22 protein-coding genes are annotated in these 25,551 nt (G+C 64.0%); 12 read left to right on the top strand and 10 right to left on the bottom strand.

Going from position 1 to position 25,551, the window contains the following annotated elements; all coding sequences use genetic code 11:
- Positions 1–83 precede the first annotated feature (83 nt).
- Both OES25_07380 and OES25_07375 read left to right on the top strand, forming a co-directional pair.
- Positions 84–260, top strand: coding sequence for a hypothetical protein (locus tag OES25_07380; protein MDH3627464.1), 177 nt, complete (start codon positions 84–86; stop codon positions 258–260).
- Positions 261–321: 61 nt separating this feature from the next.
- The gene (locus OES25_07375; protein MDH3627463.1) at positions 322–2,202 is read left to right on the top strand and encodes a TlpA family protein disulfide reductase; all 1,881 of its coding nucleotides are present in this window, start codon (positions 322–324) and stop codon (positions 2,200–2,202) included.
- Here the strand turns inward: OES25_07375 and OES25_07370 are convergent.
- Positions 2,199–2,900, bottom strand: a complete 702-nt coding sequence (locus OES25_07370) for an HAD family hydrolase (protein ID MDH3627462.1) — start codon at positions 2,898–2,900, stop codon at positions 2,199–2,201. The two genes, OES25_07375 and OES25_07370, sit on opposite strands and share 4 nt — an antisense overlap.
- Before the next feature lie 38 nt (positions 2,901–2,938).
- Between OES25_07370 and OES25_07365 the strand changes: the two genes are divergently transcribed.
- The gene (locus OES25_07365) at positions 2,939–4,036 is read left to right on the top strand and encodes a glycosyltransferase family 9 protein (GenBank protein MDH3627461.1); all 1,098 of its coding nucleotides are present in this window, start codon (positions 2,939–2,941) and stop codon (positions 4,034–4,036) included.
- On the opposite strand, the gene OES25_07360 is transcribed toward OES25_07365, so the two are convergent.
- Both OES25_07360 and OES25_07355 read right to left on the bottom strand, forming a co-directional pair.
- The gene (locus tag OES25_07360; GenBank protein ID MDH3627460.1) at positions 4,033–4,650 is read right to left on the bottom strand and encodes a UbiX family flavin prenyltransferase; all 618 of its coding nucleotides are present in this window, start codon (positions 4,648–4,650) and stop codon (positions 4,033–4,035) included. The genes OES25_07365 and OES25_07360 overlap by 4 nt on opposite strands.
- A 21-nt stretch (positions 4,651–4,671) precedes the next feature.
- A complete protein-coding gene (locus OES25_07355) occupies positions 4,672–5,895 on the bottom strand; it encodes an amidohydrolase family protein (protein ID MDH3627459.1) in 1,224 nt (407 codons plus the stop codon).
- Between the two features lie 78 nt (positions 5,896–5,973).
- On the opposite strand from OES25_07355, the gene OES25_07350 reads away from it, so the two are divergent.
- From OES25_07350 to OES25_07310, 9 genes are all read left to right on the top strand, one after another.
- On the top strand, positions 5,974–6,669 hold the full coding sequence (locus OES25_07350) for a hypothetical protein (GenBank protein MDH3627458.1): 696 nt from the start codon (positions 5,974–5,976) through the stop codon (positions 6,667–6,669).
- Positions 6,669–7,415, top strand: a complete 747-nt coding sequence (locus OES25_07345; GenBank protein ID MDH3627457.1) for an RNA methyltransferase — start codon at positions 6,669–6,671, stop codon at positions 7,413–7,415. The genes OES25_07350 and OES25_07345 overlap by 1 nt, the downstream gene beginning before the upstream one ends.
- Positions 7,408–8,451 (top strand): tRNA epoxyqueuosine(34) reductase QueG, encoded by a 1,044-nt coding sequence (gene queG, locus OES25_07340; protein ID MDH3627456.1) that lies wholly within the window; start codon positions 7,408–7,410, stop codon positions 8,449–8,451. The genes OES25_07345 and queG overlap by 8 nt, the downstream gene beginning before the upstream one ends.
- Positions 8,452–8,481: 30 nt before the next feature.
- Entirely contained in the window at positions 8,482–8,811 is a 330-nt protein-coding gene (locus tag OES25_07335) for a PilZ domain-containing protein (protein ID MDH3627455.1), read from the top strand.
- Positions 8,812–9,047: 236 nt separating this feature from the next.
- Complete coding sequence (locus OES25_07330) at positions 9,048–11,822, top strand: vitamin B12-dependent ribonucleotide reductase (GenBank protein MDH3627454.1); 2,775 nt, start codon at positions 9,048–9,050, stop codon at positions 11,820–11,822.
- 20 nt (positions 11,823–11,842) lie between these two features.
- Positions 11,843–12,871 carry a putative zinc-binding metallopeptidase gene (locus tag OES25_07325; protein ID MDH3627453.1) on the top strand — a complete coding sequence of 343 codons (1,029 nt, stop codon included), beginning with the start codon at positions 11,843–11,845 and terminating at the stop codon, positions 12,869–12,871.
- Positions 12,868–13,908, top strand: a complete 1,041-nt coding sequence (locus OES25_07320) for an ATP-grasp domain-containing protein (protein ID MDH3627452.1) — start codon at positions 12,868–12,870, stop codon at positions 13,906–13,908. The genes OES25_07325 and OES25_07320 overlap by 4 nt, the downstream gene beginning before the upstream one ends.
- A gap of 147 nt (positions 13,909–14,055) precedes the next feature.
- Positions 14,056–16,785 (top strand): protein kinase, encoded by a 2,730-nt coding sequence (locus OES25_07315; GenBank protein MDH3627451.1) that lies wholly within the window; start codon positions 14,056–14,058, stop codon positions 16,783–16,785.
- Positions 16,786–16,886: 101 nt separating this feature from the next.
- Positions 16,887–17,525, top strand: coding sequence for a hypothetical protein (locus tag OES25_07310; protein MDH3627450.1), 639 nt, complete (start codon positions 16,887–16,889; stop codon positions 17,523–17,525).
- Positions 17,526–17,599: 74 nt separating this feature from the next.
- On the opposite strand, the gene OES25_07305 is transcribed toward OES25_07310, so the two are convergent.
- The 7 genes from OES25_07305 to OES25_07275 form a co-directional block, all read right to left on the bottom strand.
- On the bottom strand, positions 17,600–18,979 hold the full coding sequence (locus tag OES25_07305) for a serine/threonine protein kinase (GenBank protein MDH3627449.1): 1,380 nt from the start codon (positions 18,977–18,979) through the stop codon (positions 17,600–17,602).
- 80 nt (positions 18,980–19,059) lie between these two features.
- Positions 19,060–20,106, bottom strand: coding sequence for a M28 family peptidase (locus OES25_07300; GenBank protein MDH3627448.1), 1,047 nt, complete (start codon positions 20,104–20,106; stop codon positions 19,060–19,062).
- Positions 20,096–20,539 (bottom strand): hypothetical protein, encoded by a 444-nt coding sequence (locus OES25_07295; protein ID MDH3627447.1) that lies wholly within the window; start codon positions 20,537–20,539, stop codon positions 20,096–20,098. The genes OES25_07300 and OES25_07295 overlap by 11 nt, the downstream gene beginning before the upstream one ends.
- Before the next feature lie 248 nt (positions 20,540–20,787).
- Positions 20,788–21,816, bottom strand: a complete 1,029-nt coding sequence (locus tag OES25_07290) for a tRNA-dihydrouridine synthase family protein (GenBank protein ID MDH3627446.1) — start codon at positions 21,814–21,816, stop codon at positions 20,788–20,790.
- A 41-nt stretch (positions 21,817–21,857) separates the two neighbouring features.
- Positions 21,858–22,100, bottom strand: a complete 243-nt coding sequence (gene xseB / locus OES25_07285; GenBank protein ID MDH3627445.1) for an exodeoxyribonuclease VII small subunit — start codon at positions 22,098–22,100, stop codon at positions 21,858–21,860.
- 5 nt (positions 22,101–22,105) lie between these two features.
- Complete coding sequence (xseA, locus tag OES25_07280) at positions 22,106–23,785, bottom strand: exodeoxyribonuclease VII large subunit (protein ID MDH3627444.1); 1,680 nt, start codon at positions 23,783–23,785, stop codon at positions 22,106–22,108.
- Positions 23,782–24,927 carry a cysteine desulfurase gene (locus OES25_07275; protein MDH3627443.1) on the bottom strand — a complete coding sequence of 382 codons (1,146 nt, stop codon included), beginning with the start codon at positions 24,925–24,927 and terminating at the stop codon, positions 23,782–23,784. The genes xseA and OES25_07275 overlap by 4 nt, the downstream gene beginning before the upstream one ends.
- Positions 24,928–25,551 lie beyond the last annotated feature (624 nt).

The following is a 25,551-nucleotide window of genomic DNA, read 5'->3' as shown; positions in this document are numbered from 1 at the left end:
TTAAACTCCTATTGTGAAGTTGGTACGCAAATTGGAAGGGTAAGAAGATGGTGTCTGCGGTGTCTCGTCAGGAGGGTGCGTTGATGGCAAGAAGGAAGCTCCAGAAGCCGGGTCTGATCGTTAACTACGATTTCAAGGATCGGACCTACCAGATCGACCCCGACCTGAAAAAGGTCTATCGTCGATTTGTTGAGATCGAGACTTCAAAAGCTTCCGAGATCCTTGCGAGTTGGCGGGCAACCGCCGTCGTCACCGCGTAGCCGACAACTTTTCAGGTCGTCTACCGGCACGGACCCGCATCGTGGGGGCACGAGACGGACCATGCCGCGTTTCCTGCAGATTGCTGCACTCTTCTTGATCCTGCCGGCGCCGGTATTCGGCGCGGAATCCTGCCTCGAAGGTCCTCCTCGAAGTTGGCAGGCTTGCTTCCAGCGGAACGCGACCCCCGTCGGCGACATCCTCACTGCCATCGGTCAGCGACCGGACCTACCCCACCAGCCGGTGATCGAACTCCTCGTCTCTCTTGAGAAGAAGACCGCCGACACACCGACCTACGACATTGCCAGGATCGACGCACTGGCCGGCCGTCAGCTGGAGCTCGGGGATCCCCGTGCCACGGCAGCGACCCTCCGCGAGGGGCTGGCCGCTCGCCCGGTCAGGACTCAGCCCATCTTGAAGCGAGGCGCGTCCGCCTGGAAGCCGAGCCAGGCGACCGGAGGCGACAGTGCCCGAGCCGTGCGTTGGGCTCGATGGCTGGCGTCGGCCGGCCAGCGGGAGATCGCCGTCGATCTTCTTCAATTCGCCACCGATCTCGGCGAGAACCAGTGGCAGACGGAAGACTGGGCCGCCGACTATCGCGGAACGGTCAAGTCGAACGCTCACCCTCTGCTGGCCGATCGTTGGTACCTGCCTCCGGCAAACGCGACGCTGAACGTGTTGGGTCAGCCGGACCCCATCGAACTGGCAGATCTCCGCGGCAGCGTCGTGATCCTCGACTTCTGGGCAACCTGGTGTCCTCCTTGCGTCGAGGGGCTTCCGAAGTTGGACACGATTCAGGACCGCTACCGGGACGAGAACGTTCGGGTGTTCGCGGTCAACTCCGGCGAGCCTCCTCACGTGGCGGTGGCCTTCGTCGAGGATCATGATTTGAGCCTCCCGGTCGTGACCTACGACGAGACGCTCGAACGCGAATTCTCCGTCTCAAGCTTGCCGACGTTGATCATCCTCGATCGGACGGGTCGTGTCCGCCGACGATGGGACAGCTACCTCGAAGGATCCCAGGAACTCCTGCCGAAGATCATCGACAATCTTCGGAAACCGGATGTGCCGGTCGAGATCGGGACCGTGCTGACCGATCGAGTAGGCCTGAGGGTGCGGTGGATGCGAGATTTCCCCTCGCGGGTCTCCGCTCTCGCGTTCGCTCGGCGCGGCGGGCACGATTTCTGGCTTGCCAGCGTCGGCACTCGGCTGGCGACGATCGATCGCACGGGAAAGATCATCCATCAGTGGAAGGACCACCCGTCGTTCCGTCGATTGGTCCCACTGACGGCGTCCGACGGCCCCGACTCCCGGGTGCTCGGGTTCCGACCGGGGGCCCGACAGATCGCGATCATCGATCTCAAGGGGCCTGAACTCCGCGAGATGACCCTCGATGCCGCCGTCTTCGATGCCGCGGGCAGCGGCGACGGGAATCTGTGGGTCGCGACGCAGACGGGTCTGCACCGACAGGAGTTGCAGCCCGAGGGCGGGTTCGGGGACCGAACCGCGGTGGGGCCGGCGGGTCTCGCGACCGCCGTCGATCAGGATCCCGGTCAGAGCCTGTTGGCCTTGGTCCGGACCGATGATGGCGCGAAGCTGGTCGAGGTGGATGGATCTCGTAACGTAGTCGACCTCGACACGCCACCGGGACGGCAGCCATGGGCCGTCGAGAGAATCGGTTCGTCCATCGCGATCCTGCCGGCCGACGTCCTTGCACAGTCGACGGCTCGGTTCGATCCCGACGGAAACGAGAAGCTGGTGCTGGCCCTCAAGTCGAATCACCTGGTCGTGATCGACGTGGAGAGCCGCGAGGTCGATGTCCGCATGAAGGTGGACGACATTCAGGCCCTGGCCGTGGCCGATACCGACGGTGACGGACGGGACGAGATCGCGGTCTCTGCCGGTCGTCGACTGTTCATCCTGGAGCGGACGGCAAGCCGCTAGCGGACGCCTAACGCCGTCAGGGCGCGAGGGAGGTCCGAGAGATCGTCGAAGACATGATCGGCAGCGGCCTGGTCGATCTCGCCTGCCGCCGCCCATCCCGTTCGAACCGCGACGGCGCGGAACCCGTTCTCTCTGGCGCAGTGGACATCCATCGCGGTGTCTCCGACGACCGTCACCTCCCGAGGAGAGAAGACGGTGTCGTGCTGACGGGAAGCACGCTCGTAGGAGATCTGAGCGATTCGGGCCCGTTGTCGGTCGTCGGAACCAAATCCGCCGGTCGGGAAGTAGTCGTTGATTCCAAACGGCGTCAGTTTCAACCGAGCGCTCTGTTCGAAGTTGCCGGTGACCAGACCCAGGGCGACCGCCTCCGACTGCAGACGTTCCAACAGCGGCAGGACGCCGTCGTAGAGTCGACGCCTGGAGTTGGACCGCTGCATCTCGACGGAGAGTCGCCGAAAGTACTCCAGCCGAAACTCGGCGTCGTGAGATCGCAGCGTCTCCGGGGCGACACCCGACGCGATCGCCAAATCCTCCACGATGTCGGGGTCGGTGCGACCGCCGAATCTGACGTGTCGGGTCTTGTCCGCGAACTGCGTCACGCCGAAAAGAGTCTCGAATGCCTGCTGCAGCGCGATCCGACCCGCACGGTCGGTGTCCACCAGAGTGCCGTCGATATCGAATAGGACCAGCAGTGCCATGCCCCATCTTTCCACAACGGCGTTAGACTCGCGGTTCCATGACGTCGATCCGTCTCCAGCAGGTCCATCGCCGTACCGCGGTCCTACCCGGTGCGGGTCCGCGTCTGCCGGGCGTTCGACGACTGCTGGCGATCCGCCACGATCGCCTGGGCGATCTCGTCCTCACCCTACCGGCGCTGGCGAGTCTCCGGTCCGCGTACCCCGACTGTCAGCTGGCCTGCATGGTGGCACCCGAGTGGATCCCGATCGCCCAACAGTTCGACCCCGTGGATGCGGTCTTGCCCTTCCGTCCGTCGTCCCGCGAGAACATCCGCACGATCCGTGAGTTCCGGCCGGATCTTGCGATCTGTATGACCCGCAGCGCCGGAAGCGCGTGGCAGACGCTCCGCGGCGGGGTCCCGCAAAGGGTCGGCACATCCCATCGGCTCTACAGCCCGTTGTTCCATCATCGTGTCGACCGACGACGTCGCCACGGTGGCCTGCATGAGGTGGACTACGCACGGGACTTCGCCATGCAGGTCGGCGGCGAGCCCGACGCCCCGCGATTCCCGTGGACGTTGCCGGAATCTCAGCGTGAGCGTGGGGCGCTTCTCGGCCGGGATCTCCGGGCCGGTCTAGGTTTGACGGACGAGGCGCCGTTGGTCGTCCTTCACGCCGGTAGCGGCGGTTCGTGTCCAACCTGGCCCGTGGCCCATCACCGCTTGTTGGGGCAACGGCTGACGAAGCTCGGGTTCGCCGTGGTTCATTCGATGGGGCCCGCGGAAGCAACGTGGGAGGCCGAGGGTCTCTTCGGCGACGATTCGGGCGCGATCTTTCGCGGAGGGCTTCAGGAACTTTGTGGACTCGTGCTCCACGCGGATGCGGTGGTCGGCTCCAGCACGGGTCCTATCCACGTCGCGGCTGCGTTGGGGAGACCCGTCCTGGCCATTCATGGTCCGTGGCCGACGTGCGGGGCGACGCGTTGGGGTCCCTACTCTGTGGGCGGTTGGGCGGTCATCGTCGGCGACGAGCGAGACGGGGACTGGAGCCGTCGTCGTCGACGACGGGATGGCCAGAGACTCCTGGGGTCCTTGACGCCGGAGGACGTGGTTCCGATGGTAGAGGCGTTGATCGCCGGGAGGCCGCTGGCGGGCTAGCCGTCCCAGGCCCGCGTCAGTTCGTGTGGGATGCCGAGGAGTGCCAGGAGGCGGCCGGCGATGAAGTCGGCCAGATCCTCGAAGGTGGTCGGGCCGTAGTAGAACGCGGGCATGGCCGGAACCACTGTGGCACCGACGCGACCGACGTCGGCGAGATTCTCCAGATGGATCTGATTGAGCGGAGACTCACGAGGAACCAGCAGGAGTGGACGACGTTCCTTGAGGGTGACATCCGCCGCCCGCTCGATCAGGTTTGTCGACGAGCCGTGACGGATTCCCGACAGGGTCTTCATCGAGCAGGGGACGACCACCATCGCATCCCATTTCCGGGACCCCGACGCCAGTGGGGCACCCAGGTCATGCACCGAGTACTCGGTCAACGTGCCCGTTCGCTCGGCAGGCCCGTAACGACGATCCAACCAGTCGACCAGCGGTTCGGTCTTGAGGTTGAGCTCACACTCCTCGATGAGGAGACGCTTTCCATAGTCGCTGACGACGCAGTCCACGTCGAGGCCGTGCTCCAGCGCGGCCTTGACGAACCGCACCGCGTAGATGGCACCGCTGGCACCGGTGATCGCGACGACCACCCGCATCCGATCCGATTTGCCTGTCATCTCGACCCTCGTTGGATCCAACTAGCCGATCCATTTCCGTGCCGAGGGATTGTTGCACACCGCGTCGTGGGGATCCTGATTGGATCCATCGAGGTCGATCGCCAGCACCCTGTCTCGCTTCCCCGGTGCCAGGCTACCGAGCCGATCGGCGAGCCCGAGGGCCCGCGCACCATTCAGGGTGGCGATCCTCACTGCGTCGATCGTCGAGAGTCCAGGGGCGGCTTCGCACAACGCGGCAAGTTCTACGAACGGGTCCAGATCCTCGACCGACGCCAACGAATCCGTCCCCAACGCGACCGGGATGCCGGCGGCGACGAATTCCGTGACCGGTGCCGTGCCCACGCCGAGCCAGCGATTGCTCCGCGGGCAGGTGACCACCGTGACGCCGCGCGATCGGAGTAATGGGAAGCAGTGCCGAGACAGCTGGACGCCGTGGACCAACAACGTCCCGGAGTAGAGAAGGCCACAGCGTTCCGCGTACTCGACGGGGCCTTGCGCCGGTGGGACGTAGTTCTCCGTGGTGAACCCGTATCGGTCGAAGAGAGGTCGGAGACTCCCGCGACCGGTGGTCAAGAGCTCGACCTCGGCAGGACTCTCCGCCAGGTGGATGCTCAACGGGGCCGCATCCCGTCGCCCCTGCTCCGCCAACGCCTGAAGCAACGGCTGCGAGACACTGTGCGACGCGTGGGGCGTCGGGCGCACCGTCCAACGATCGTTGGGCCAATCGGGTCGTTGCCCGATGGTCCTTACCTGCCGGTGCCCGTGCTCGAGCGTCGTCGCAGCGTTCTCGGGGTTCATACCCAGGAGCTCATGAAACAGAACCCCGTCGACCTCCGGCCGTGCACTCACGACCTCGGCGACCCAGGTGTCGTTGCAGATATCGCCGAACGCCGCGGTGCCGTGGTCGATGGCGAACGCCAGCGCATCGGCGGCGGCGTTCTTTGCGGACGAGAGGTCGATCCGGGTCCGTGTCTCGAGCAGTCTCTCCAGCCAGAGAGCGTAGTCGCCCCGTGGCAACGGCTCGGCCCCCATCCACGAGAGCTCCAGATGGGTGTGGGCGTTGATCAGTCCGGGCAGAAGGACGCGGTCGCCGTGATCGGTGGCGGAAGCGTCGGGGTAATGCCGTTTGAGTTCCGACGCCACGCCCACGGCGACGATCCGATGGTCGTCCACAACGATCCCGCCCCACTCGATGGGCGGGGTGTCGATCGGCAAGAGCCAGCGAGCCTGATGCAACGCCACCACGGCCGGATGCTACCAGAGCGCCTTTGCATCCCACCGGCAGTCAGCCTAAGATCGCCGTGTTAGCTGAGAGGAGAGACCATGCGTGTTTCGATCCCGAGAGTCCTGTCTGTCGCGTTGCTGCTGTTGCCGGTAATCGTCCTGGCGGGGCCGAAGAAGTCCGAAGCCGGCGTCGGCGCGTACGAGGCGCTCGGGATCAAGACCGGAAAGGTCCTGACGGGAACGGTGCTCCGCGCCCGTGTGGTCCCCAATGCGACGGACAAGCAGGTCGTCTCGATCGTGACCTATCTCACCGGCCGCAATTCAAAATCTGACGCGGTCAACGTCCGCTTTGGAGTCTTCCAGGCGGCGGGTGAACGCCTGGTAGCGATTCATACCGCCGACCTCGGCGAAATCGCCGGTGGCCACGTCGGTGCCGGCGACCTGCAGCTGTTGGATCTCGACCAGGACGGCACCAACGAGGTCATCGTGTTCTACGACGACTTCAGCGACGAATTGATCACGCAGCGACAGGCCGTCGTCTATTTCCACGAGGACGGCGCGTTCGTCCCCAGATGGCAAGGACCGGTAGAGTACGACGCGACGCGCAAGGTCCGGGACCTGGCCGACGAGCGGCGGGATCGTTTCGTCCGCGAGATCGACCTCGCCAATACCATGCGAACGCGGGGAGTCACGCTGTTCTTCGACAAGCGGGTAACCGCCATCGCCGGAGAGACCCTGGCGCAGCCGAAGACGGTGCAAGAGACCTTCCCGCTTCGACCCAAGCCGCAGCGCTAGTGGCGTCGGCCTCTGTCGAACAGGTTCGTTTCGTCCTGGCCCGACCACAGACGGCGGGCAATATCGGCTCCGTCGCCCGTGTCCTGAAGAATTTCGGATTCGGGAATCTGGTGATCGCCGACCCCGGATGTGATCCGCACGGTGGCGACGCCTATCGGATGGCGGTCGACGCGGCCGATCTGCTGCGGGGCGCCACCGTTCATGACACCCTCGACGACGCCCTGGAGGGCGCACAGACCGTCGTGGGTGCGACGGCGCGGACCGGTAAGTATCGTCATCCCCACTGGCGTCTGGACCAACTGGCCGTCGGTCTCGCGCCCCATCGGGATCAGTCGATGGCGTTGATGTTCGGTCGCGAGGACCACGGACTGTCGGACGTCGAACTCGATCGTTGCACCCATCTGGTCTATCTGCCTTCGGTCCCGGCCTACCCGTCACTCAACCTCAGTCAGGCGTTGGGCCTGGTGGCGTACGAGCTTCGTCTCTCGACCCTCGACGGCCCGCGGACGCCTCTCGCAGAATCGGTCCCGGCATCCCACGAGCAACGGGAGGCCTTCTACCGTCAGTTCGAGGAGGGGCTGCTTGGAATTGGCTTCATCGACGAGCGAACCTCGGCGACGATTCTCCGTCGGTTTCGCCGGTTGATCGGTCGGGCGGGTGCCACCGACGACGAGGTTCAGATGCTTCGTGGGCTGGCCCGGCAGATCTCGTGGGCCGCAGGGCAAATACGGGGCGACGATGGCTGACACGCTGACCGATGCGTTGAAGCGGCGGGCCGTCGACGAGGGGTTCGATGACATCGCCATCGCGGATGCTGCGCCGTTGCCGCGTGACGGTGCCGCGCTGGCGGCCTGGCTGGGCCACGGATTCCACGGGACCATGGCGTGGATGGACCGCCACCCTGAACGCCGGAAAGACCCGAGCGCCGTCGTGCCGGACTGTCGCAGCGTCGTGACGGTGACGATGAACTACTGGAGGGAGACACCGAAGCCTCCGCCGGATCGATTCGGTCGTGTCGCCCGCTACGCTCAGAGCCGCGACTATCACAAGGTGATGGGGAAACGACTGAAACATCTGGCGCAGTGGCTCGAGGACGAGAGTGGGCAGGCGACGAGAGCGTTCGTGGATACCGCACCGATCCTCGAACGGGGCTGGGCTCAGCAGTCGGGGATCGGGTGGATCGGGAAGAACGCCAACCTGCTGACCCAGGGTCGAGGATCGTGGCTGCTGCTAGGAGAGCTCCTGACCTGCGCGTCGTTGCAGGCGGACGCCGATGGCCCTCACGCCGATCATTGTGGGACCTGCACGGCCTGTCTCGATGCGTGTCCCACCGACGCCATCGTCGCCGATGGGGTCGTTGATGCGACTCGCTGCATCTCGTACTGGACGATCGAGCATCGAGGGTCGATCCCGGAGTCGATTCGATCGGGTCTTGACGGCTGGGTCTTCGGTTGCGACGTCTGTCAGGACGTCTGCCCATGGAACGAGCGGTTCGCCGAGGAGGCAGACCCCGCGTCCATCGAATCGCGAGACGATCTCCGAGGACTCGATCCGGCGGACTTGTTGGATCTTGACGAGGTGACGTTTCGGGTGCGGTATTCGGGCACGCCGCTGATGCGCGCGCGCTGGGATGGCATGCGTCGCAACGCGGCCATTGTCCTCGGCAATCAAGGCGATCGGCGGCATCTGGAGCTTTTGCGGAAGCATCGAGAGGATCCGCAACCCCACATTCGTGAGAGCGTGACCTGGGCGATCGCACAGATCGAAGGCCGTTCTCGGTGATAGGATGAGGGCCGCGGGGGGATCATCGCGATGGCGCTAGGCGAGAAACGCGATACGGATCGAGCCAGGAAGCGTGTGCGTGTGCGCTACGGCGTGGACGCACTGAACCGTACCGGCTTTACCCGCAATGTCTCACCCACCGGACTCTACATCGGGACCAATTCGGTCTTCGCCCCCGGCACCACGCTGCAGGTCGAGCTGAAGATTGACGAGCAGACGTTTACGATGTGGGCGCGGGTCGTCTGGGCCAAGAAAGTGCCGCCGCAGCTGGCCCATGTCCTGGATTGCGGGATGGGGGTCTGCTTCATCGATCCGGACCCCGATTGGCTCAGTTTTTTCGAGTCGACGGACGGCCCCTAGATCCTCAATCTGAGGAGTCGAAATCCCTCGCCCGATGATGTAAAATGTCGCAACCAGACTGGGGTTGCGCCGGATCGGTCGTCTCGGGTAGAACCACTACATCTTGGGGTCGAGCCCGTCGTCGGTGACAAATATTGTGGCCGTTCCTCGGTTTTTGCTTGACGCGTTTTAGAGGTGACTGCTACATTCCAGCTCGTTTCGTCTGACGCCTGAACATCCCCCCTGGAGGACCGTAAATGCTCCGTTCCGACCGCGAAACTTCCAAGAAAAACCCTAGCCCCCAGGTCGTCGGCGAGCATGCTGCGGAACGCACCGACGGGAGCCATGATCCGCGTCGTGGCCTCCGGGTCCCGCGTCGATTCACCCAGGCCGGCGTCCATCCCTACGATGCGCTGGAATGGGAGCTGAGGGACGCGGTCATCACCAACGAGAAGGGCGAGATCGCGTTCGAGCAGCGGAACGTCGAGGTCCCGAAGTTCTGGTCCCAGCTGGCGACCAACGTGGTCGCCCAGAAGTACTTTCGCGGGCTCATGGGAACCCCGGAGCGGGAGACCAGCGTTCGGCAACTGATCGATCGGGTGGCCAAGACGGCGGCCAGCTGGGGTCGAGACGGCGACTACTTTGCCAGCCCAGAAGACGCGGAGAGTTTCGAGCACGAGTTGACCCACCTCCTGGTCAATCAGATGGTCTCGTTCAACTCGCCGGTCTGGTTCAACTGTGGGGTCGAGGAGCATCCGCAGGTCTCGGCCTGTTTCATCAACGCGGTGGAAGACACGATGGGTTCGATCCTCGATCTGGCCAAGACCGAGGGGATGCTGTTCAAATTCGGTTCCGGCACCGGTTCGAATCTCTCCACGATCCGCTCCAGCAAGGAGACGCTTGGCGGGGGCGGAACGGCCTCCGGTCCGGTCTCGTTCATGAAGGGCTACGACGCGTTCGCCGGTGTCATCAAGTCCGGTGGCAAGACTCGTCGCGCCGCCAAGATGGTCATCCTCGACGCGGAGCATCCGGATATCGAGGAGTTCATCACCTCCAAGGCCAACGAAGAGAAGAAGGCCTGGACGCTCATCGACGCCGGCTACTCCGGCGAGTTCAACGTCGTCGGTGGAGCCTACGATTCGGTCTTCTTCCAGAACGCCAATCACTCGGTTCGTGTCAATGACGACTTCATGCGGGCCGTCCTCAACGATGGCGAGTTCTCGACGCGTGCCGTCACCGACAAACGCCCGATCGAGACCTACCGCGCCCGCAAGCTGATGCGTGAAATGGCCGACGCCGCCTGGATCTGCGGCGATCCCGGCATCCAGTACGACACGACGATCAACGCGTGGCACACCTGTCCCAACACCGATCGCATCAACGCCTCCAATCCGTGCAGCGAGTACATGTTCCTCGACAACTCGGCCTGCAATCTGGCCTCGTTGAATCTCATGCGATTCCGTCGCCCCGACGGCGAGTTCGACATCGCGTCGTTCAAGCATGCCGTCGAGGTCACGATCTCCGCGATGGAGATCTGGGTCGATAACGCGTCGTACCCGACACCGCCGATCGGCGAGAACTCCCACAAGTTCCGTCCGCTGGGTCTTGGCTATGCCAACCTGGGCGCGTTGTTGATGTCTCGGGGCAACGCCTATAACTCCGACGAGGGGCGCGCCTACGCCGCCGCCATCACCGCACTGATGTGTGGTCACGCCTACACGACCTCCGCCAACATCGCCGCCCACAACGGCGCGTTCGACGGCTACGAGCGGAATCGCGAGCCGTTCATCAAGGTGATGCGGAAGCATCAGTCTCACGCCGACGGGATCGACGACACGTCCGTGCCGTCGGACCTCCTCGCCGCTGCTCGTGGAGCCTGGGCCGATGCCGTCACGACGGGCACGGAGCACGGCTATCGCAATTCCCAGACCACCGTCCTGGCACCGACCGGCACCATCGCCTTCATGATGGATTGCGACACCACCGGGATCGAGCCGGATCTGGCACTGGTCAAGTACAAGAAGCTTGTCGGTGGCGGCCTGTTCAAGATCATCAACAACAGCGTGCCGCTCTCGCTCAAGAAGCTGGGCTACGAGATGGCCGACATCCAGAAGATCGTCGACTACATCGACGAGAACGACACCATCGAGGATTGCCCCCAGCTGAAGGACGAGCATCTGCCGATCTTCGACTGTGCCTTCAAGCCTGCCAACGGCAGTCGTTCGATCGAGCCGATGGGTCACATCAAGATGATGGCCGCCGTTCAGCCGTACCTGTCGGGCGCCATCTCGAAGACCGTCAACATGCCGTCAACGGTCACCATCGAGGACATCGAAGAGGCCTACATCGAAGCCTGGCGTCTGGGCCTCAAGTCGATCGCGATCTATCGTGACGGCTGCAAGCGTACCCAGCCGCTCTCCACCGGCAAGAGTAAGACGGACGCGATCGCCGTCGACGCCGCGCCGCTTCCCCCCGGTGCAGCTCGCCGCAAGCTGACTGACACCCGCGACTCGAAGACCCACAAATTCAGCGTGGGCGGTTTCGAGGGTTACATGACCGTCGGCCTGTACGCCGACGGCATGCCCGGTGAGATCTTCATTACGCTGGGTAAGGCCGGTTCGACGTTGGCCGGATTCGCAGACTCCTTCGCCACCGCTATCTCGTTCTCGCTCCAACATGGTGTCGAGTTGCGATTCCTGGTGGACAAGTTCACCCACGTTCGCTTCGAGCCGTCGGGCTTCACCGGAAACCCGGATATCCCGATCGCCAAGTCGATCGTCGACTACGTCTTCCGTTGGTTGGCCCAGGAGTTCCTGCCGACGGAGAACCAGCCGGAGATCTCTATCGACGAAGGCAGTGGGGACGCTCAGGAGACCGCCGACGGCAACGGCGAGACTCGATCCGCCCGCGAGCGAGAGGTGTTCGTGGCCCAGGCCGACGCGCCGCCGTGTCACGAGTGTGGGGCGATCATGATCCGTAACGCCGCCTGCTACGCCTGCGTCAACTGCGGGGCCACCAGCGGTTGTTCCTGATCCCCGGCGAGTGAGGCGACGTGGCGCGACGTAGACGGGACTGGACCCACTACGACGACGAGTCGCTCCTCGACGAGCGGCTCTGTGACCTGGACCTGACCCTCGAGGGAACGCCCCTCGAGCGTCGGGTGCAGCGACTCTACGCTGAGTTGGATCGTCGTGGCATCGGCTTCCGTCCTCATGCGTGGCTCTCCAGCGAGTGGTTCTCACCCGACGGCGTCCCCGGCGTGGCGATCCCGTTCTTCCTGGCTCACCCACGGCTGATGAAGCTGGAACTCCGGCAGATGCTGGAGGTGGAAGGGGGCAGCTCGACGGCCTGCATGCGTCTGCTCCGTCACGAGACCGGGCATGCCATCGACACGGCCTATCGTCTGCACCGACGCAAACGCTGGCGCGACGTGTTCGGCCTTTACTCCCAGCCCTATCCACGGATCTATCGTCCTCGTCCATCGAGCCGCGCGTTTGTTCTGCACCTGGACGCCTGGTACGCCCAGGCCCACCCGGCGGAAGACTTTGCCGAGACGTTTGCGGTCTGGCTGACCCCACGACTGAACTGGCGCAAGCAGTACGCCGACTGGCCCAAGGCGCTGGCCAAGCTGCAGTTCGTCGATGAATTGATGAAGGAGGAGGTCCTCGGGAAACCGGCGCCGGTGCGCTCGAAGGCCCATCTCGAACCGGTGTCGAAGTTGCGGATGACGCTGAAGAATTACTACCGCAGCAAACGCAGTCGCTATGGGTTGGCGTGGCCCGATGTCTACGACCGCGACCTCAAGCGGTTGTTCTCCGACGACCCACGACACGCCAGACGGCCACCGGCATCGACCTTTCTCCGTCGTCTTCGTCCAAAGATCCGCGGCATCATCGCCGAGTACACCAACTCCAACGTCTACACCGTGGACCAGGTGCTGCAGGACATGATCGAGAGGTGTCGCGTGTTGAAACTGCGGCTGACCATGGTGCCGTCTCGGACCGAGACTCAGGCGATCGTGCTGGTGACGGTCCACACGATGAGTTGTCTTCACGCCCGTCGGTTCGAGATCCCGGTATGAAAAAGAAACCGCGCAAGCTCAGGGTCATGCAGTTGATGCACGCGGATCTCGTACCTCCGGACTCGATCGAAGGGCTGGACGAGAAGCAGATGCAGCCGTTCAAGACGGAGTTCGACGTCCTCGAGACGTTGCGTGCCGAGCTGGGGCACGAGGTGCTGCCGTTAGGGGTGGACAGCGATCTCGGTGTCCTGCGACGGGCGATCATGGACTTCAAGCCCCACGTCACCTTCAATCTGTTGGAGGAGTTTCACGGCGTCGCGGTCTACGACCAGCATGTGGTCAGCTATCTTGAGTTGATGAGGAGCCGTTACACCGGATGCAATCCGCGTGGGTTGATGCTGGCCCATGACAAGGCACTTTCGAAAAAGGTGTTGGCCTTTCATCGGGTGCCGGTGCCGGATTTTGCGGTCTACCCGCTTGGGCAGGGGATCCGGCCATCGAAAAAACTGCGTTACCCGATGCTGGTCAAGTCGTTGACCGAGGAGGCGTCGCTGGGTATCGCCCAGGCGTCGCTGGTTCAAGACGCGGCGCAGTTGAAGGAGCGAGCCGAGTTCATCCATCGCCAGCTGGGGACCGACGCCATCGCCGAACGTTTCATCGACGGCCGCGAGTTCTACGTTGGGGTGCTGGGGAACTACCGGTTGAAGGTCTTGCCGGTCTGGGAGCTGGTCTTCAAGAACGTGTCGGACGAGACCCCGTTGATCGCCACCGCCAAGGTGAAATGGGATCCCAAATATCAAGAGAAGCTTGGCGTCGATTACCGTCAGGCGACGGGAATCGATAAGGAGTTGGAGCGGCGAATCCATCACATCTGCAAGCGAACCTATCGGTTGCTCAATCTGTCCGGCTATGCACGGATCGACTTGCGGATGGAAGAGGATGGGAAGCTGTACGTCCTGGAGGCCAACCCGAATCCGGAGCTGCAGTACGGCGGCGAGTTTGCGGATAGTGCCGAGGTCAGCGGGACGCCGTATAGCGTCCTGTTACAAAAGATCCTACAACTGGGGCTGAGTTATCGCGCCCAGTGGCAGGAGTGAGGGCAAAAAGGGGACAGATTTATTTTTCTGATCGTCGATCAGAAAAATAAATCTGTCCCCTTTTCTCATAGTCAATAGCCTCATCTCTCGACTGAGGTAGACTCCGCACTGAGAAGCGCGCGGTAATCTTCTCCGAAGGATCTACCCATGCTGCGATGCCCGACTTGCGCCAGCGAAGTTCCGGACGGAAGTCGTTTCTGCAGCCACTGCGCCACCGAGATCTCTTCCGTCTCCTCGGCCCCGACGGCGACCAGTTTCGGCGACACGCCGTCGCGACACGCTAGCCATCCCTCCCTCGACGGGTCGCGCTTCGTCCCCGGCACGATGGTGGCCGAGCGCTACCGCATCGTCGGAATGATCGGCAAGGGTGGCATGGGTGAGGTCTACCGGGCCGACGACCTCGTGCTGGGCCAACCGGTGGCGTTGAAGTTCTTGCCGGAAAAGTTGGAGCACGACCAGGCGCGACTCCATCGGTTTCTCGGGGAGATCCGCATCGCGCGTCAGGTGGCTCACTCGAACGTCTGTCGCGTGTACGACGTCGGCGAGATCGAAGGCCGTCACTTTCTCTCCATGGAATTCGTCGACGGCGACGACCTGTCCACATTGCTGCGCCGGGTCGGACGACTTCCGGAGGAGCGGGGAACGGAGATCGCCCGGCAACTCTGCGCCGGACTTGCAGCCGCCCACGACCAGGGCATCCTGCATCGCGACCTCAAGCCGGCCAACGTGATGATCGATGGACGGGGACGGGTCAAGATCACGGACTTCGGCCTGGCCGGTTACGCCGACACCATCGAGGGAACAGAAATTCGCGCCGGCACGCCGACCTACATGGCTCCCGAGCAGCTGTCGGGGAAGCAGGTCTCGGTCCGTAGCGACCTCTACTCTCTGGGTCTCGTGCTCTACGAAGTCTTCACCGGTCGGAAGGCGTTCGAGGGCAAGAGCCCTGCGGAGATCCTCAAACTACAGGAAGAAACGACGCCGACCGCGCCGTCCTCGCTGGTCGACCACATGAACCCTGTGGTGGAGCAGGTGGTCCAGCGTTGCCTGGAACGCGACCCGACCCGACGGCCTGCGTCGGCGCTCTCGGTAGCGGCGGCGCTTCCCGGTGGGGATCCATTGGCCGCCGCGCTGGCCGCCGGTGAGACGCCGTCGCCGGACATGGTCGCCGCCGCCGGACCCGCCGGTGGCCTTCGGTCGGGAATCGCTGTGGGGCTCCTGGCCGCGACCTTCGTTGGCGTCGTGATCGCGGCGGTCCTGGCCGGGCGCCAGGCCATCTACTCCCGCGTGACGATGGAGAAGTCCATGGAGGCGCTGAAAGAGAACGCGCGCGCGCGGGTCGTCTCGTTCGGCTACGACGATCCTCCGGTGGACTCGGCGACCTGGCTCAACCTCGACCAGGGCAAGATCATCCGGGTGGCACGGGAGAAGGGAGTCGAGGCCGCCTGGGATGAACTGTCGCTCGCCGGCCAGCAGGTCCTGTCCGTGGTCTATCGCCAGGACGATGGAACCCTGATGCCCACCAGTCCACGGGGTGTCGTCAACTGGAACGATCCGCTTCCCAGCTTTGGTGCCGTCACTGTTCAACTCGATCTGCGTGGGAAGCTCGTCTACTTCAAGGCCGTACCGTCGTACTACGGCGACGAGACAGAACCGGCACCAAGTCCGGACTGGACCTCGCTGTTTGACGCCGCCGGACTCGACATCACGCAGTTCGATTCGACGACGCCGACGGTGCGACCGAAGCTCTTCTCCGACGCCAGAATGGCCTGGTCCGGCGTGCTTCCGGATCAACAGGACCTCCCCGTCCGCATCGAGGCGGCCGCCGTTCGTGGCAGGCCCGTCTACTTCAACATGGTCACACCGGACGAATGGGCGTGGACGGGAGAGACACAGACGGCACAACAGGCGTCGAACAAGGCGCAGCTTGTCTTGTGGATCACCGTAATCTCAATCCTCGCCACACTGGCGATCGGTGCGGTCTTTCTGGCGGTGCGAAATATCCGTCTTGGGCGTGGCGACCGAAGGGGCGCCTTCCGGCTCGCCGGGGCGATCCTGGGTTTACGTATTCTGTCGTGGGTATTTGGCGGGCACCACGTCGCCGACCTCGGTGAGGTGAATATCTTCGCCATCGTGCTGGGCGGAGGGCTCTCGCTGGCGTTGATCAGCTGGGTCGCCTACATGGCGCTCGAGCCCTATGTGCGCAAGCTGTGGCCTCAGGTGGTCGTCGGATGGAGCCGGTTACTGGTCGGGGGTTTCCGCGATCCGCTGGTCGGGAGAGATCTGCTGATCGGCTCCGCCGCCGGAGTCGGCATGACGGTCTATTTCGGGCTGGTCGGGTGGATCGGCGAGATCCTTGCGCTGATCCCCCCGTTGCCGGACAACAATTTCTTGCTCGCGTTGCAGGGGGGCCGTCACGCTCTCGGCACGCTGTTCACGATTGGTCTGGTCTCGCTGGCGGTTCCGATGTTCCACCTCGTCCTGCTGTTGCTGGCGCGGATCGTCCTGCGTCGGCAGTGGATCGCTTTCGTTGCCTACATGCTGGTCAACGGGTTTCTCGTGGCCGCCCAGTTCGCTGCATTCGCCCCCTCCAGGGCCGGATGGCTCATCGGCGCGCTGCTCGGTTGCATCAACGCGGCGATCTTCTTGTTCGTGCTTCAACGATTCGGGCTGCTGGCGCTGGTCGCGGCTCTTTTCGTCGCAAATCTGGTGGTTGTTTACCCGTTGACGACGGACTTCTCGGCGCCCTATTTCCCGGCGGCACTGTTCGGCGTGCTGCTCGCCCTGGCCGTCACCGTGTACGGATTCCGCACCGCGACCGCCGGCCAGCAGCTGATCAAGGACTCGATCCTCGAGGAGCCCCCGTCCCGGGCGTAGGCCGACAGCGGCGAAACCAGAATCTTGCGATGGCCCTGCAACCATGCTCGGCGTTCAGGCATTTAGGTGGGGGAACGGCCTAGTTACCCCAGGAGATCGCCATGAAACTTCGCTACCTCGCCCTTTTCGCCCTCCTCCTCTTCTTCCTGACCCTGCCCGTCGTGGCAGGCGACATCAACTCCTCCGTCCGTGTCGGTGCCGGCGAGACCGTCACCGACGACCTCTCCACGCTCAACGGCGGCATCCGCATCGGTGACGGCGCCACCGTCGATGGCGATGCCGAGTCGGTCAACGGCGGTGTCGAGATCGGCCGCAACGCGCGTGTCAAAACGGTCAGCAGTGTCAACGGCGGCATCGAGATCGGCGACGGCACGATGATCGATGGCGACGTCGAAAGCGTCAACGGTTCGATCTCGATGGGCATGCGTTCCAGCGCCGATTCGGTGGGTACGGTGAACGGCTCGTTGGATTTGACCGGTGTCGAAGTCGCCCATGACGTCAGCACCTACAACGGCGACGTGACGCTGAGCGACGGCACCAGCGTCGGCGGCGACCTCATCATCAAGGACACCAACTCCCGCAGCTCCGATCGTCGCCGCGCCGTGCGAATCTATGTCGAGAGCGGATCCACCGTCATGGGCGACGTGATCGTCGAGGACAAGGATCGCGAAGTCGAGGTCTACCTTCGCGGTGGCACCATCGCCGGCGAGATCCTCGGCGCCAAGGTCGTCGAGAAGTAAAAGGGGACAGATTTATTTTTCTTCCGACGCGGAACTCCGAAGGGGGTTCCGCGCTTTTCTTGGACCGGCGGCGATCAGTGGGTCGCTTCCGTAGCTTCGTGAACCAGCAGAAGCCCCCCGGAACGCCGAGGCCCGCGCTCTCGTTGGCAACCCCGATAGAGATTCTCCAGCACCGACCGCGAGTACGCGTCGTCGAATCCTACCTGAACGTACCAGGCAACCGGAACGACGCCGGCCGATGTGAGGATGGCCTTCGCCACGGACGACGGAGAGGATCGATCGGCAGATCCCATCCGATCCACGATCCAACGGCTGCCCACACGCATCAGCGGTAGTGAATCGGATTTCCTGGACTGTGCCCGCCGCGCTCGTTGGTTCAGTTCGAGCTCGTCGCGAAGCTGGGCCACACCCTCCAGCCACGCTTCTGCGGGCGATCGTTCGGACGCATTCATCTCGACAAACGGCACCCCGAACCCGGGGCACCAGCGCCGCAGTCGTCTCTGGATGGTGTCTCTGACGTCCGGAAGAACCCGGATGGCGTGTCTTCGCCCGAGTCGGGTGCGGTCCAGATGAAGACGTAGGTTCATGATCGAGGGACGAATCCTCGAACGCTCCTCAATCGACGCCTGATCGTTCAACATCCTCAGCGCCGAGTCGGCGTCCACCGGACGTCTGGCCTTATCCAGCGACACCAGCCGTGTGACCACCGTCGCCAGCGTTTCGTCTCCGAGGTGTCGAATCGCGTCAATCACCCCCGGAAACGGTCGCCCGGTGATGTAGTGCGCCAGGGTCTGCTCCGGCGAGGGCTCCTGCCAGCGACGCCCCGCCGCCAGACGACACAACAGCACGCCCAGCGCGTAAAGATCGGTGCGACCGTCGAGGGTGCGGCCCAGGACACACTCCGGTGCCGCGTAGGGGAAGGATCCACTCAGCTCGCCGGGAACGTCCTTATGACCACACGGCGTCGCAAGACCGAAGTCCGTCAAGCGAGCCCGTTCAATTCCCCGAGTCGACTGCAACACGTTCGCCGGTTTGACATCCCGATGCACCCAGCCACGCCGATGGATATGCGCCAGCGCAGAGAGCATTTCAACGGCCAGCCGACGCAGCGTCTTCCCATCCCAGCCCGCCACCGGACGCGTGCGGTCCAGGTTGTCGCCGACGACCTCTTCCAGCACCAGGTACGGCATGCCCGCGGGCAACGGCCCATCCGCCGCCACCCGCAACTCATGCGCGCGAACGATCCCGGGATGATCCAGGTCACTCCACGCCTCAAACTCCTGAACGACTGGATGATCCGGTCGCCACGGACCGGCCTCCTCGATGGCCTTCAGCACAACCCGCCGCTGCTGACGACAGTCGTAGGCCCGAAACGCCGACGCCATCCCCCCGCGTCCGAGCCTGCAGAGGATCGCGAATCGTCCGTCGACAAGTTGGGTTCGGGTGTTGCCCATCGAGGCGCATTCTCGGGGGCGCGCACCGAAGCGCACAACATCCTGGACCGTGACGCGTTGCCGAAAAGCAACGAACGGGTCTACTCGTTGCGAACCCGAATGTCGGGATGAAGAACGCCGTGGAGACCGGTCACCACCTGAGTCATCCGGCGATAGTCCAACTTGTCCGGTGTGTCGGTGGCGCTGTGATAGTCGCCGTGTCGTGCGAACAGCGTGTCGGTGAGAAGCACGCCGGGCATGCCGTACTCCCAGAACGACGCGTGGTCCGACCAGTCGACACCGTCGACGGCGGCGGGTCCACGGAAGGAGTTGACCGGAATCGAACGGGTCGACATGATCCCCGACTTGACGCGCCGGATTGAGGTGCCGGAGTTCAAGTTGCCGACCACCGCCACGAAGTTCCCTGCGCTCGGGTAGAGGAACCCAATACCGGGTACGGGAAAGTTCTGGCTGTTCTTCTCGTCGGAGAAACGACCGACGCCGTCCAGGGCGATCATCAGATCGACCTTGACGTCACGTTCGCGAAGGCTGTGGGCGTAGTGGGCGCTCCCCATGTGGTCGGTGCCGAAGTAGGGCGGCTCCTCGGTGCTGAACGCGACGAAGTGCCAATCCCTGCGGGGGGTCGCATCGGGCAGCGTCCGGACAAGTTCCAGGAGAACGGCCACGCCGCTGGCATTGTCGTCGGCGCCGGGGTGCTCCATGAACGCGTCATAGTGCGCGCCGATGACAAGGGCCCCCCGCGACGGATCGTTCCCCGACACCGTCCCGATGACGTTGTGGAAGACACGCCCCTCGACGGCATAGGTTTGCATCACAGTTCTCAGTTCGGCGTCGTGGAATTCGGAGAAGATCCACGAGGCCGTCTTGCTCAGGTTCTCGGGGTGCTGGTAGTCACGGGGTGACAGCGGTCCGCAAAGGTGAGCGACGTCGGATCGCAAACGCTCGACCGACGGTTCGGCCTCGATCTTGACGGACGGCACGCGGACGACCACCGGTCCGCTTATGAAAAGGCCCAGCAGCGAGGTCGCGAACACCAGGATGACGACCGTTGCGAATGTGATTCGCAAGATCGAGACCCGTCGGGACGGTGCCTCCGGTGTCGGTGTCGGTGCCGACTTAGTCGCCAAAGCGACCGCTCTCGAGCATGGCGATGAACGCGTCTCGCTGGGCGCGGACCGTGGTCTCGGGGCCGGTGAACTTGAAGAACCACGGGGCATCCGGCCCCTCGATGATGCCGCCAAGCAGCATGGCTTTCTCGATGGGTTCGGCCGGGGCGACACCCGTCGTCATGCTACCGGTGTACCTGCCGGTCAGTTCCACCAGATGGGTTCTTGGGGTGCTTTCGCGGATCGTCGTGAGTTGCATGACCTCTTGCGAATCGCGACCGTCCGGTTGGGTGAACATTCCCGCCCAGCGGCGGGCGTTGGCCAGGGGGTCACCGCCCTGACCCGGGCCGAAGTAGAAGACGACACACTCCGCGTCCGACACCTCGTACTGGGCGAAACGCATGTTGTTAGCCGGTGGGACCACCGTCCAGTCGGCAGGCACGTCCCAGGTCACGGGGCCGAAATCTGATGGAGACGGAGGAGGAACTTGGTTGTCGCCGACGCCGGGGATCGGCAGTGTCTGAGCCGGGCGGCTGTCTCCGCCCACGTCAGTCGACGTGGATGCCGGCGGATCCGCGGGAGGGGGCGACGAGCAATGCACCGACGCGAATACGACTATCAAAAGCAGGGGAACCCACGTCTGCAACTTCATCTTCATCCTCCGAGTATCGGTCTACGTCCGCCATTCTAGCGGATGATCGGCTATCCGTAGGCCGGTGTCTTGACTGCCCGCCGGGAGTCCTGATCCAGGGGTGGGGGAGTGCGCTCCTCGCCGTCCACGAGCCAGTCGCAGAGCGCCTCGACCCCGGGGAGATCCACCCGACAGAGCCACTCCTCGAGCGGGTCCGCCGGGGCGTCGCCCCAGTTTCGCTGGTCGTCGGCGTTGACGGCGTCGGCACTCGCGTTACGACGATAGCGTGCGAAGAAATCCTGGTGAAAGCCCAGGAAGCGTCGTGTTTGTCGTCGTCCCTTCTCGTCGTCCCGAAACAATTCGCGGCAGAGGTCGACGTATCGACGCAGGACTGCCAGGCGCTCCTCGGGGTAGAACTCGATCTCGCGCTGTTCTTGTAGTTCGCGGAAAATCCACGGTCGCGCCAGCCCCCAGCGACCGATCATGACCGACGCACATCCCGTCTGTTCGATCCGGCGCGAGACGTCGGTCCAATGGAAGATGTCGCCGTTGCCGATGACCGGTACCGATACGCTGGCGGCCAACTCACCCACCGCGTCCCAGTCAGCGGCTCGTCGATAACGCTGCGCGCGGCTACGCCCATGGAGCGCGATGGCGTCCACGCCGGCGTCTTCCGCCGCCTTCGCGATCTTCAGGAAGGTCGGCTTCTCGGCGGACCAGCCGAGACGCATCTTGATACTGATCGGGATCGAGACGGCGGCCTTCATCGCCGCGACGATCTCCGCCACGCGCTTCTGCCGTTTCATCAGCGCGGCGCCGAAACCGCGTCGTGTTGCGTCATCGATGGGACAGCCGAGGTTGACGTCCACGAAGTCGGCGCCCTGTTCCTCGGCGATGATCGCCGCCTCCGCCATGACGTGCGGGAGCTTGCCGGCGAGTTGGGCGCCGAACACCTTTTCGTCGGGATGACGTCGCAACAGCACCCGTTCCGAGCTGCCGTTGCGGGCGACCTTGTGGGCGTAGGCCATCTCGCCGAGGGAGACGGTGGCGCCGTACTCGGTCAGCAGTCGACGAAACGGTAGGTCGGTGCCACGGCTCATGGGCGCCATGATCAAGGGCTGACGAAAGATCGAGTCGGCGCTCAAGCGTCGTCCCCGTCTTCGGCGTCGCGTTCCAGTTGCTCGGTGATCGAGGCGACCTTGACCTCGGCGGCCTGGATCTTCTTGCGGCAGAGCGCGACCAGCTGGGCCGCCTCCTCCACGAGCCCCGACAGTTCGTCGATATCGACGTCGCCGTCCTCGATCAAGGTCAGGATCTCATCCAGCCGACTCGACGCGGCGGAATAACCCGGCTCGGTCGTCTTCTTCGTCGTCCTCTTGGCCATCGTCCCTACTCCTCCGGATCCTGTTCCGCCGCTCCCTCGCTGCGGAGCCTCATCGTGCCATCCTTCAGCTCTGCCGTCATCCGTGTGCCCCGTGGGGCGGCTGCGACCCGACTAACGACGTTGCCGTTCCCGGCCCGGAGGATCGCAAAACCCCGTTCCACGACCCGACGGGGGTCGATGGTGTGTAGGCGTCGCGCGCCGGCGTCCAGGGTCTCGGTCGAACGGGCCAGCAGGCGCCGGCCGAGGGGGCCCAGGCTGGATTCCCGCTCCCTCAGGGCCTGGCCTGCGTCGCGCATCTGCCGGTTCGATTCCCGTGCGATTCGACGGCTGCGGTCCACCACCGTCAGCGACTGTTGACGAAGCCGCAGGCCGACGGCGCCCGGGATACGAGTGGCGTAATGACGAAGGTTCTGTTGCCCGCGACGTAACTGGACCCGTCCACTCGTACGGAGGCGTTGTCGGATCGACCGCAGACGTTCGCGGTCGCCCTCGATCCGGGTCCGCGCCAACTCCAGGATTCGTGTGGACGATTGCTCGATCCCGGCCAGTGTGTCGGCGACCCGCTCGACCAACCAGGCGGCGGTCGCCGTCGGCGTCTTGAAGCTGCGGGCCACGGAATCCAGCACCGAGCGATCTTGCTCGTGACCGATTCCGATCAGCACCGGTCGCGGGAACGTCGCGACGGCCTCGCCCAGCCCCTCGCTATCGAACCAGACCAGATCGGTTCGCGAGCCGCCGCCACGGCAGATCAGGACCGTATCGAACGCGTCGATCCGTTCACGAAACCAGTCCAGTGCGTTCAGCACGCTCGGCTCCGTCGCCCGTCCCTGGACCCGGGCGCCATGGACCGTCACCTCGAATGCGAACCCCGACTCCCGGAGCGTTCGCAGGACGTCGTTGTAGGCGTCGGAACCAATGCTGGTGATCAGGCCGACGCGAAGCGGCAGGCGATCGATCGGGAGTCGATCGTTCAGTTCCAGCAGACCCCGTTCGCCGAGACGACGGATCGTCTCCTCGCGCCGCCGAGCCGCCTCTCCCAGGGTGTACTGGACATCCAGCCCCTCGACGGTGACACGGTACTGACCCCAGGGGACGTAGAGCTCCAACCGAATCTGCACGCGGACGACGATCTCATCTTCCAGGACAAATGGATTGCCGGCGGCTTTCAGCGCCCGTTCGATCTCCTTGCGACTCCGCTCGAAGAGCGTCGCCTGAACCTTCGAGCGGATCTCGCCGTCGTCGGAACGTTCGACCAGTTCGAAGCCGACGTGTCGCCTGTGACGGCTCTTGTTGAAGCCCGAGATCTCACCCACGAGCCAGACCGATGTAGGGAACGCGTTCTTCAGCGCACCACGAACGGCCTCGTTGAGGCCGCTGACCGTCCAGCCATCGGAGACGACGGCCTCCTCACCCGGCGGCTCGGCATCGAACAGACCGGGAAGTCGTGTGGCGGCAGGCAGGCTGTCGTCGCCCAGTAGGGACCGGGTGGCTTCGTCGTAGGAGAAGCCCGCGCCGTCGAGACACTCGGCGAGCAACGCGGCATCGCTCTCAGGCACCAGCCAGATCCGCGCGGCCCCATCCCAGCGACGGTTCGGGAGGGTCTTGATCCGATCGACCAGCTGACGGTCGAAGTCGAACCGGATGTGGAGCTGGCCGTCGCCGCCGTGACGTATTTCGCGGCTCATCCGCGGGTGATCGCCTGGGCATGCCGGGTGAGTTCGTCCACGACGGATCGAATCTGATCGGCCGTCGTGCCACAGCCGACGGTCAGTCGCATCGTCGCCATCGCCAGCTCGTCCGTCACCCCCATGCCGCGAAGCGTCCGCGAGACGTGGGGTTTGCCGGCGTGGCAGGCCGCGCCGGCAGAACCTGCGACACCGTTCGCAAGCGACAGCAGCGCGTTGGCGTCGCAGCCGGGGATCGCCAGGGAACTGGTATTCGGCAGGCGTGGAACACGACCGCCGTGGACCACGACCTGGGGCAGGGATTCTCGGAGACCGTTTTCCAGCCGATCACGCATGTCGGTCAGATGGGCGGTGCGGTTCGGCAACTCCATGCGCGCCAGCCGGCACGCCACACCAAGACCGACGATCGCCGCGGTGTTCTCCGTGCCGGCTCGTTGACCCGACTCGTGACCGGCACCGCGAAGGAACGGTTCGAAGGGCGTGCCGGCCCTCAGGTACAGCGCGCCGACACCCTTGGGTCCGTAAAACTTGTGCCCGGCGATGGTCAGGAGGTCCGCGTGAAAGGCCTCGACATGGACGGGGAGCTTGCCCACGGACTGAGCCGCGTCGGTGTGAAACGGGATACCACGCTCTCTGGCAAGGCCACCGATCTCCGCCACCGGTTGCAAGACACCGGTCTCGTTGTTGGCGTGCATGACGGAGACCAGCGTCGTGTCGTCACGCAGGGCATCCCGGGCATCCGCGACCGAAACCCTACCGTCGGAATCGACGCCGAGCCGCGTGATCTCCCAGCCACGTCCTTCAAGGTAGGCGCAAGGTTCCTCGACGGCGGCGTGTTCGATCCGGGTGGTCACGATATGTTTGCCACGATCCCTGAGCGCCTCCGCGACGCCGATTACGGCGGCATTATCCGACTCGGTCCCACCGCTGGTGAAGAGGATTTCCGACGGGTCGGCACCCAGGAGCGCGGCGACCTCTCGACGGGCCGTCTCCACGTGCTCACGCGCCCCGAACCCGTAGGCATGTTGTGAGGAGGGGTTACCCCAGTCCTCTCGGAGGACAGGCAACATCGCGTCGTAGACCTCGGTGGCCATCGGTGTGGTTGAGTTGTGATCCAGATAGACTGGCCCGGAGTTCGACATCCCGCTCTCCCGTGACAATCCTGTGAGTGTCTCACAGGGGACGTTTCCCAGATGCGGGTTTCGGGGACAGCCGTGAGAATACCCTTCGCCCTACGGTTTCCGCTTCCTCGATTGAAGCTGCCGCCCGAGGCGAGTTTCGAGCGTCGCAATGAAATCATCACTTCCCGTAGGTCGCCCTGTCGAAGTGTTTGATCTCAGTCGTTTGGCAGTCTGATCCTCCAGCCCGGTCCGGAGCCACGCCGCCCAGTCACCGATGGGTCCTGGAAACGGGCGCTCAGGGTCCAGCAACGGATCTAATCGCGACCCAGCATGGGCTCGAGCACTCGACCATCGATAGTCCGTCGCCGTTTCGACGAGCCGAGCGCGCACGGGATTCAACTCAACGTATCGCACCGCTGCCCACAGGTGCGGCTGATCTAGCGGTGTCGAAAAGAAGCGATTGGCCCACTGATGACCGGTGACGTCGGATCTCTGGTTGGCCCTTCGGGAGTAGGATCGATGGGCGTTCCCCAGAGCCTTCGAAACGGAATCTCGTCGCGTCCCCACTGCAATCAGGTGGACGTGATTGTCCATAAGACAGTAGGCCCAAATCGACATGTCGAATTGTCGGGAGTAACGACTGAG

Source organism: Acidobacteriota bacterium (genome assembly GCA_029861955.1).
Taxonomy (GTDB): domain Bacteria; phylum Acidobacteriota; class Polarisedimenticolia; order Polarisedimenticolales; family Polarisedimenticolaceae; genus JAOTYK01.
The sequence above is the reverse complement of the archived record's forward strand: the minus strand, read 5'-3'. Positions and strand labels throughout refer to the sequence as shown.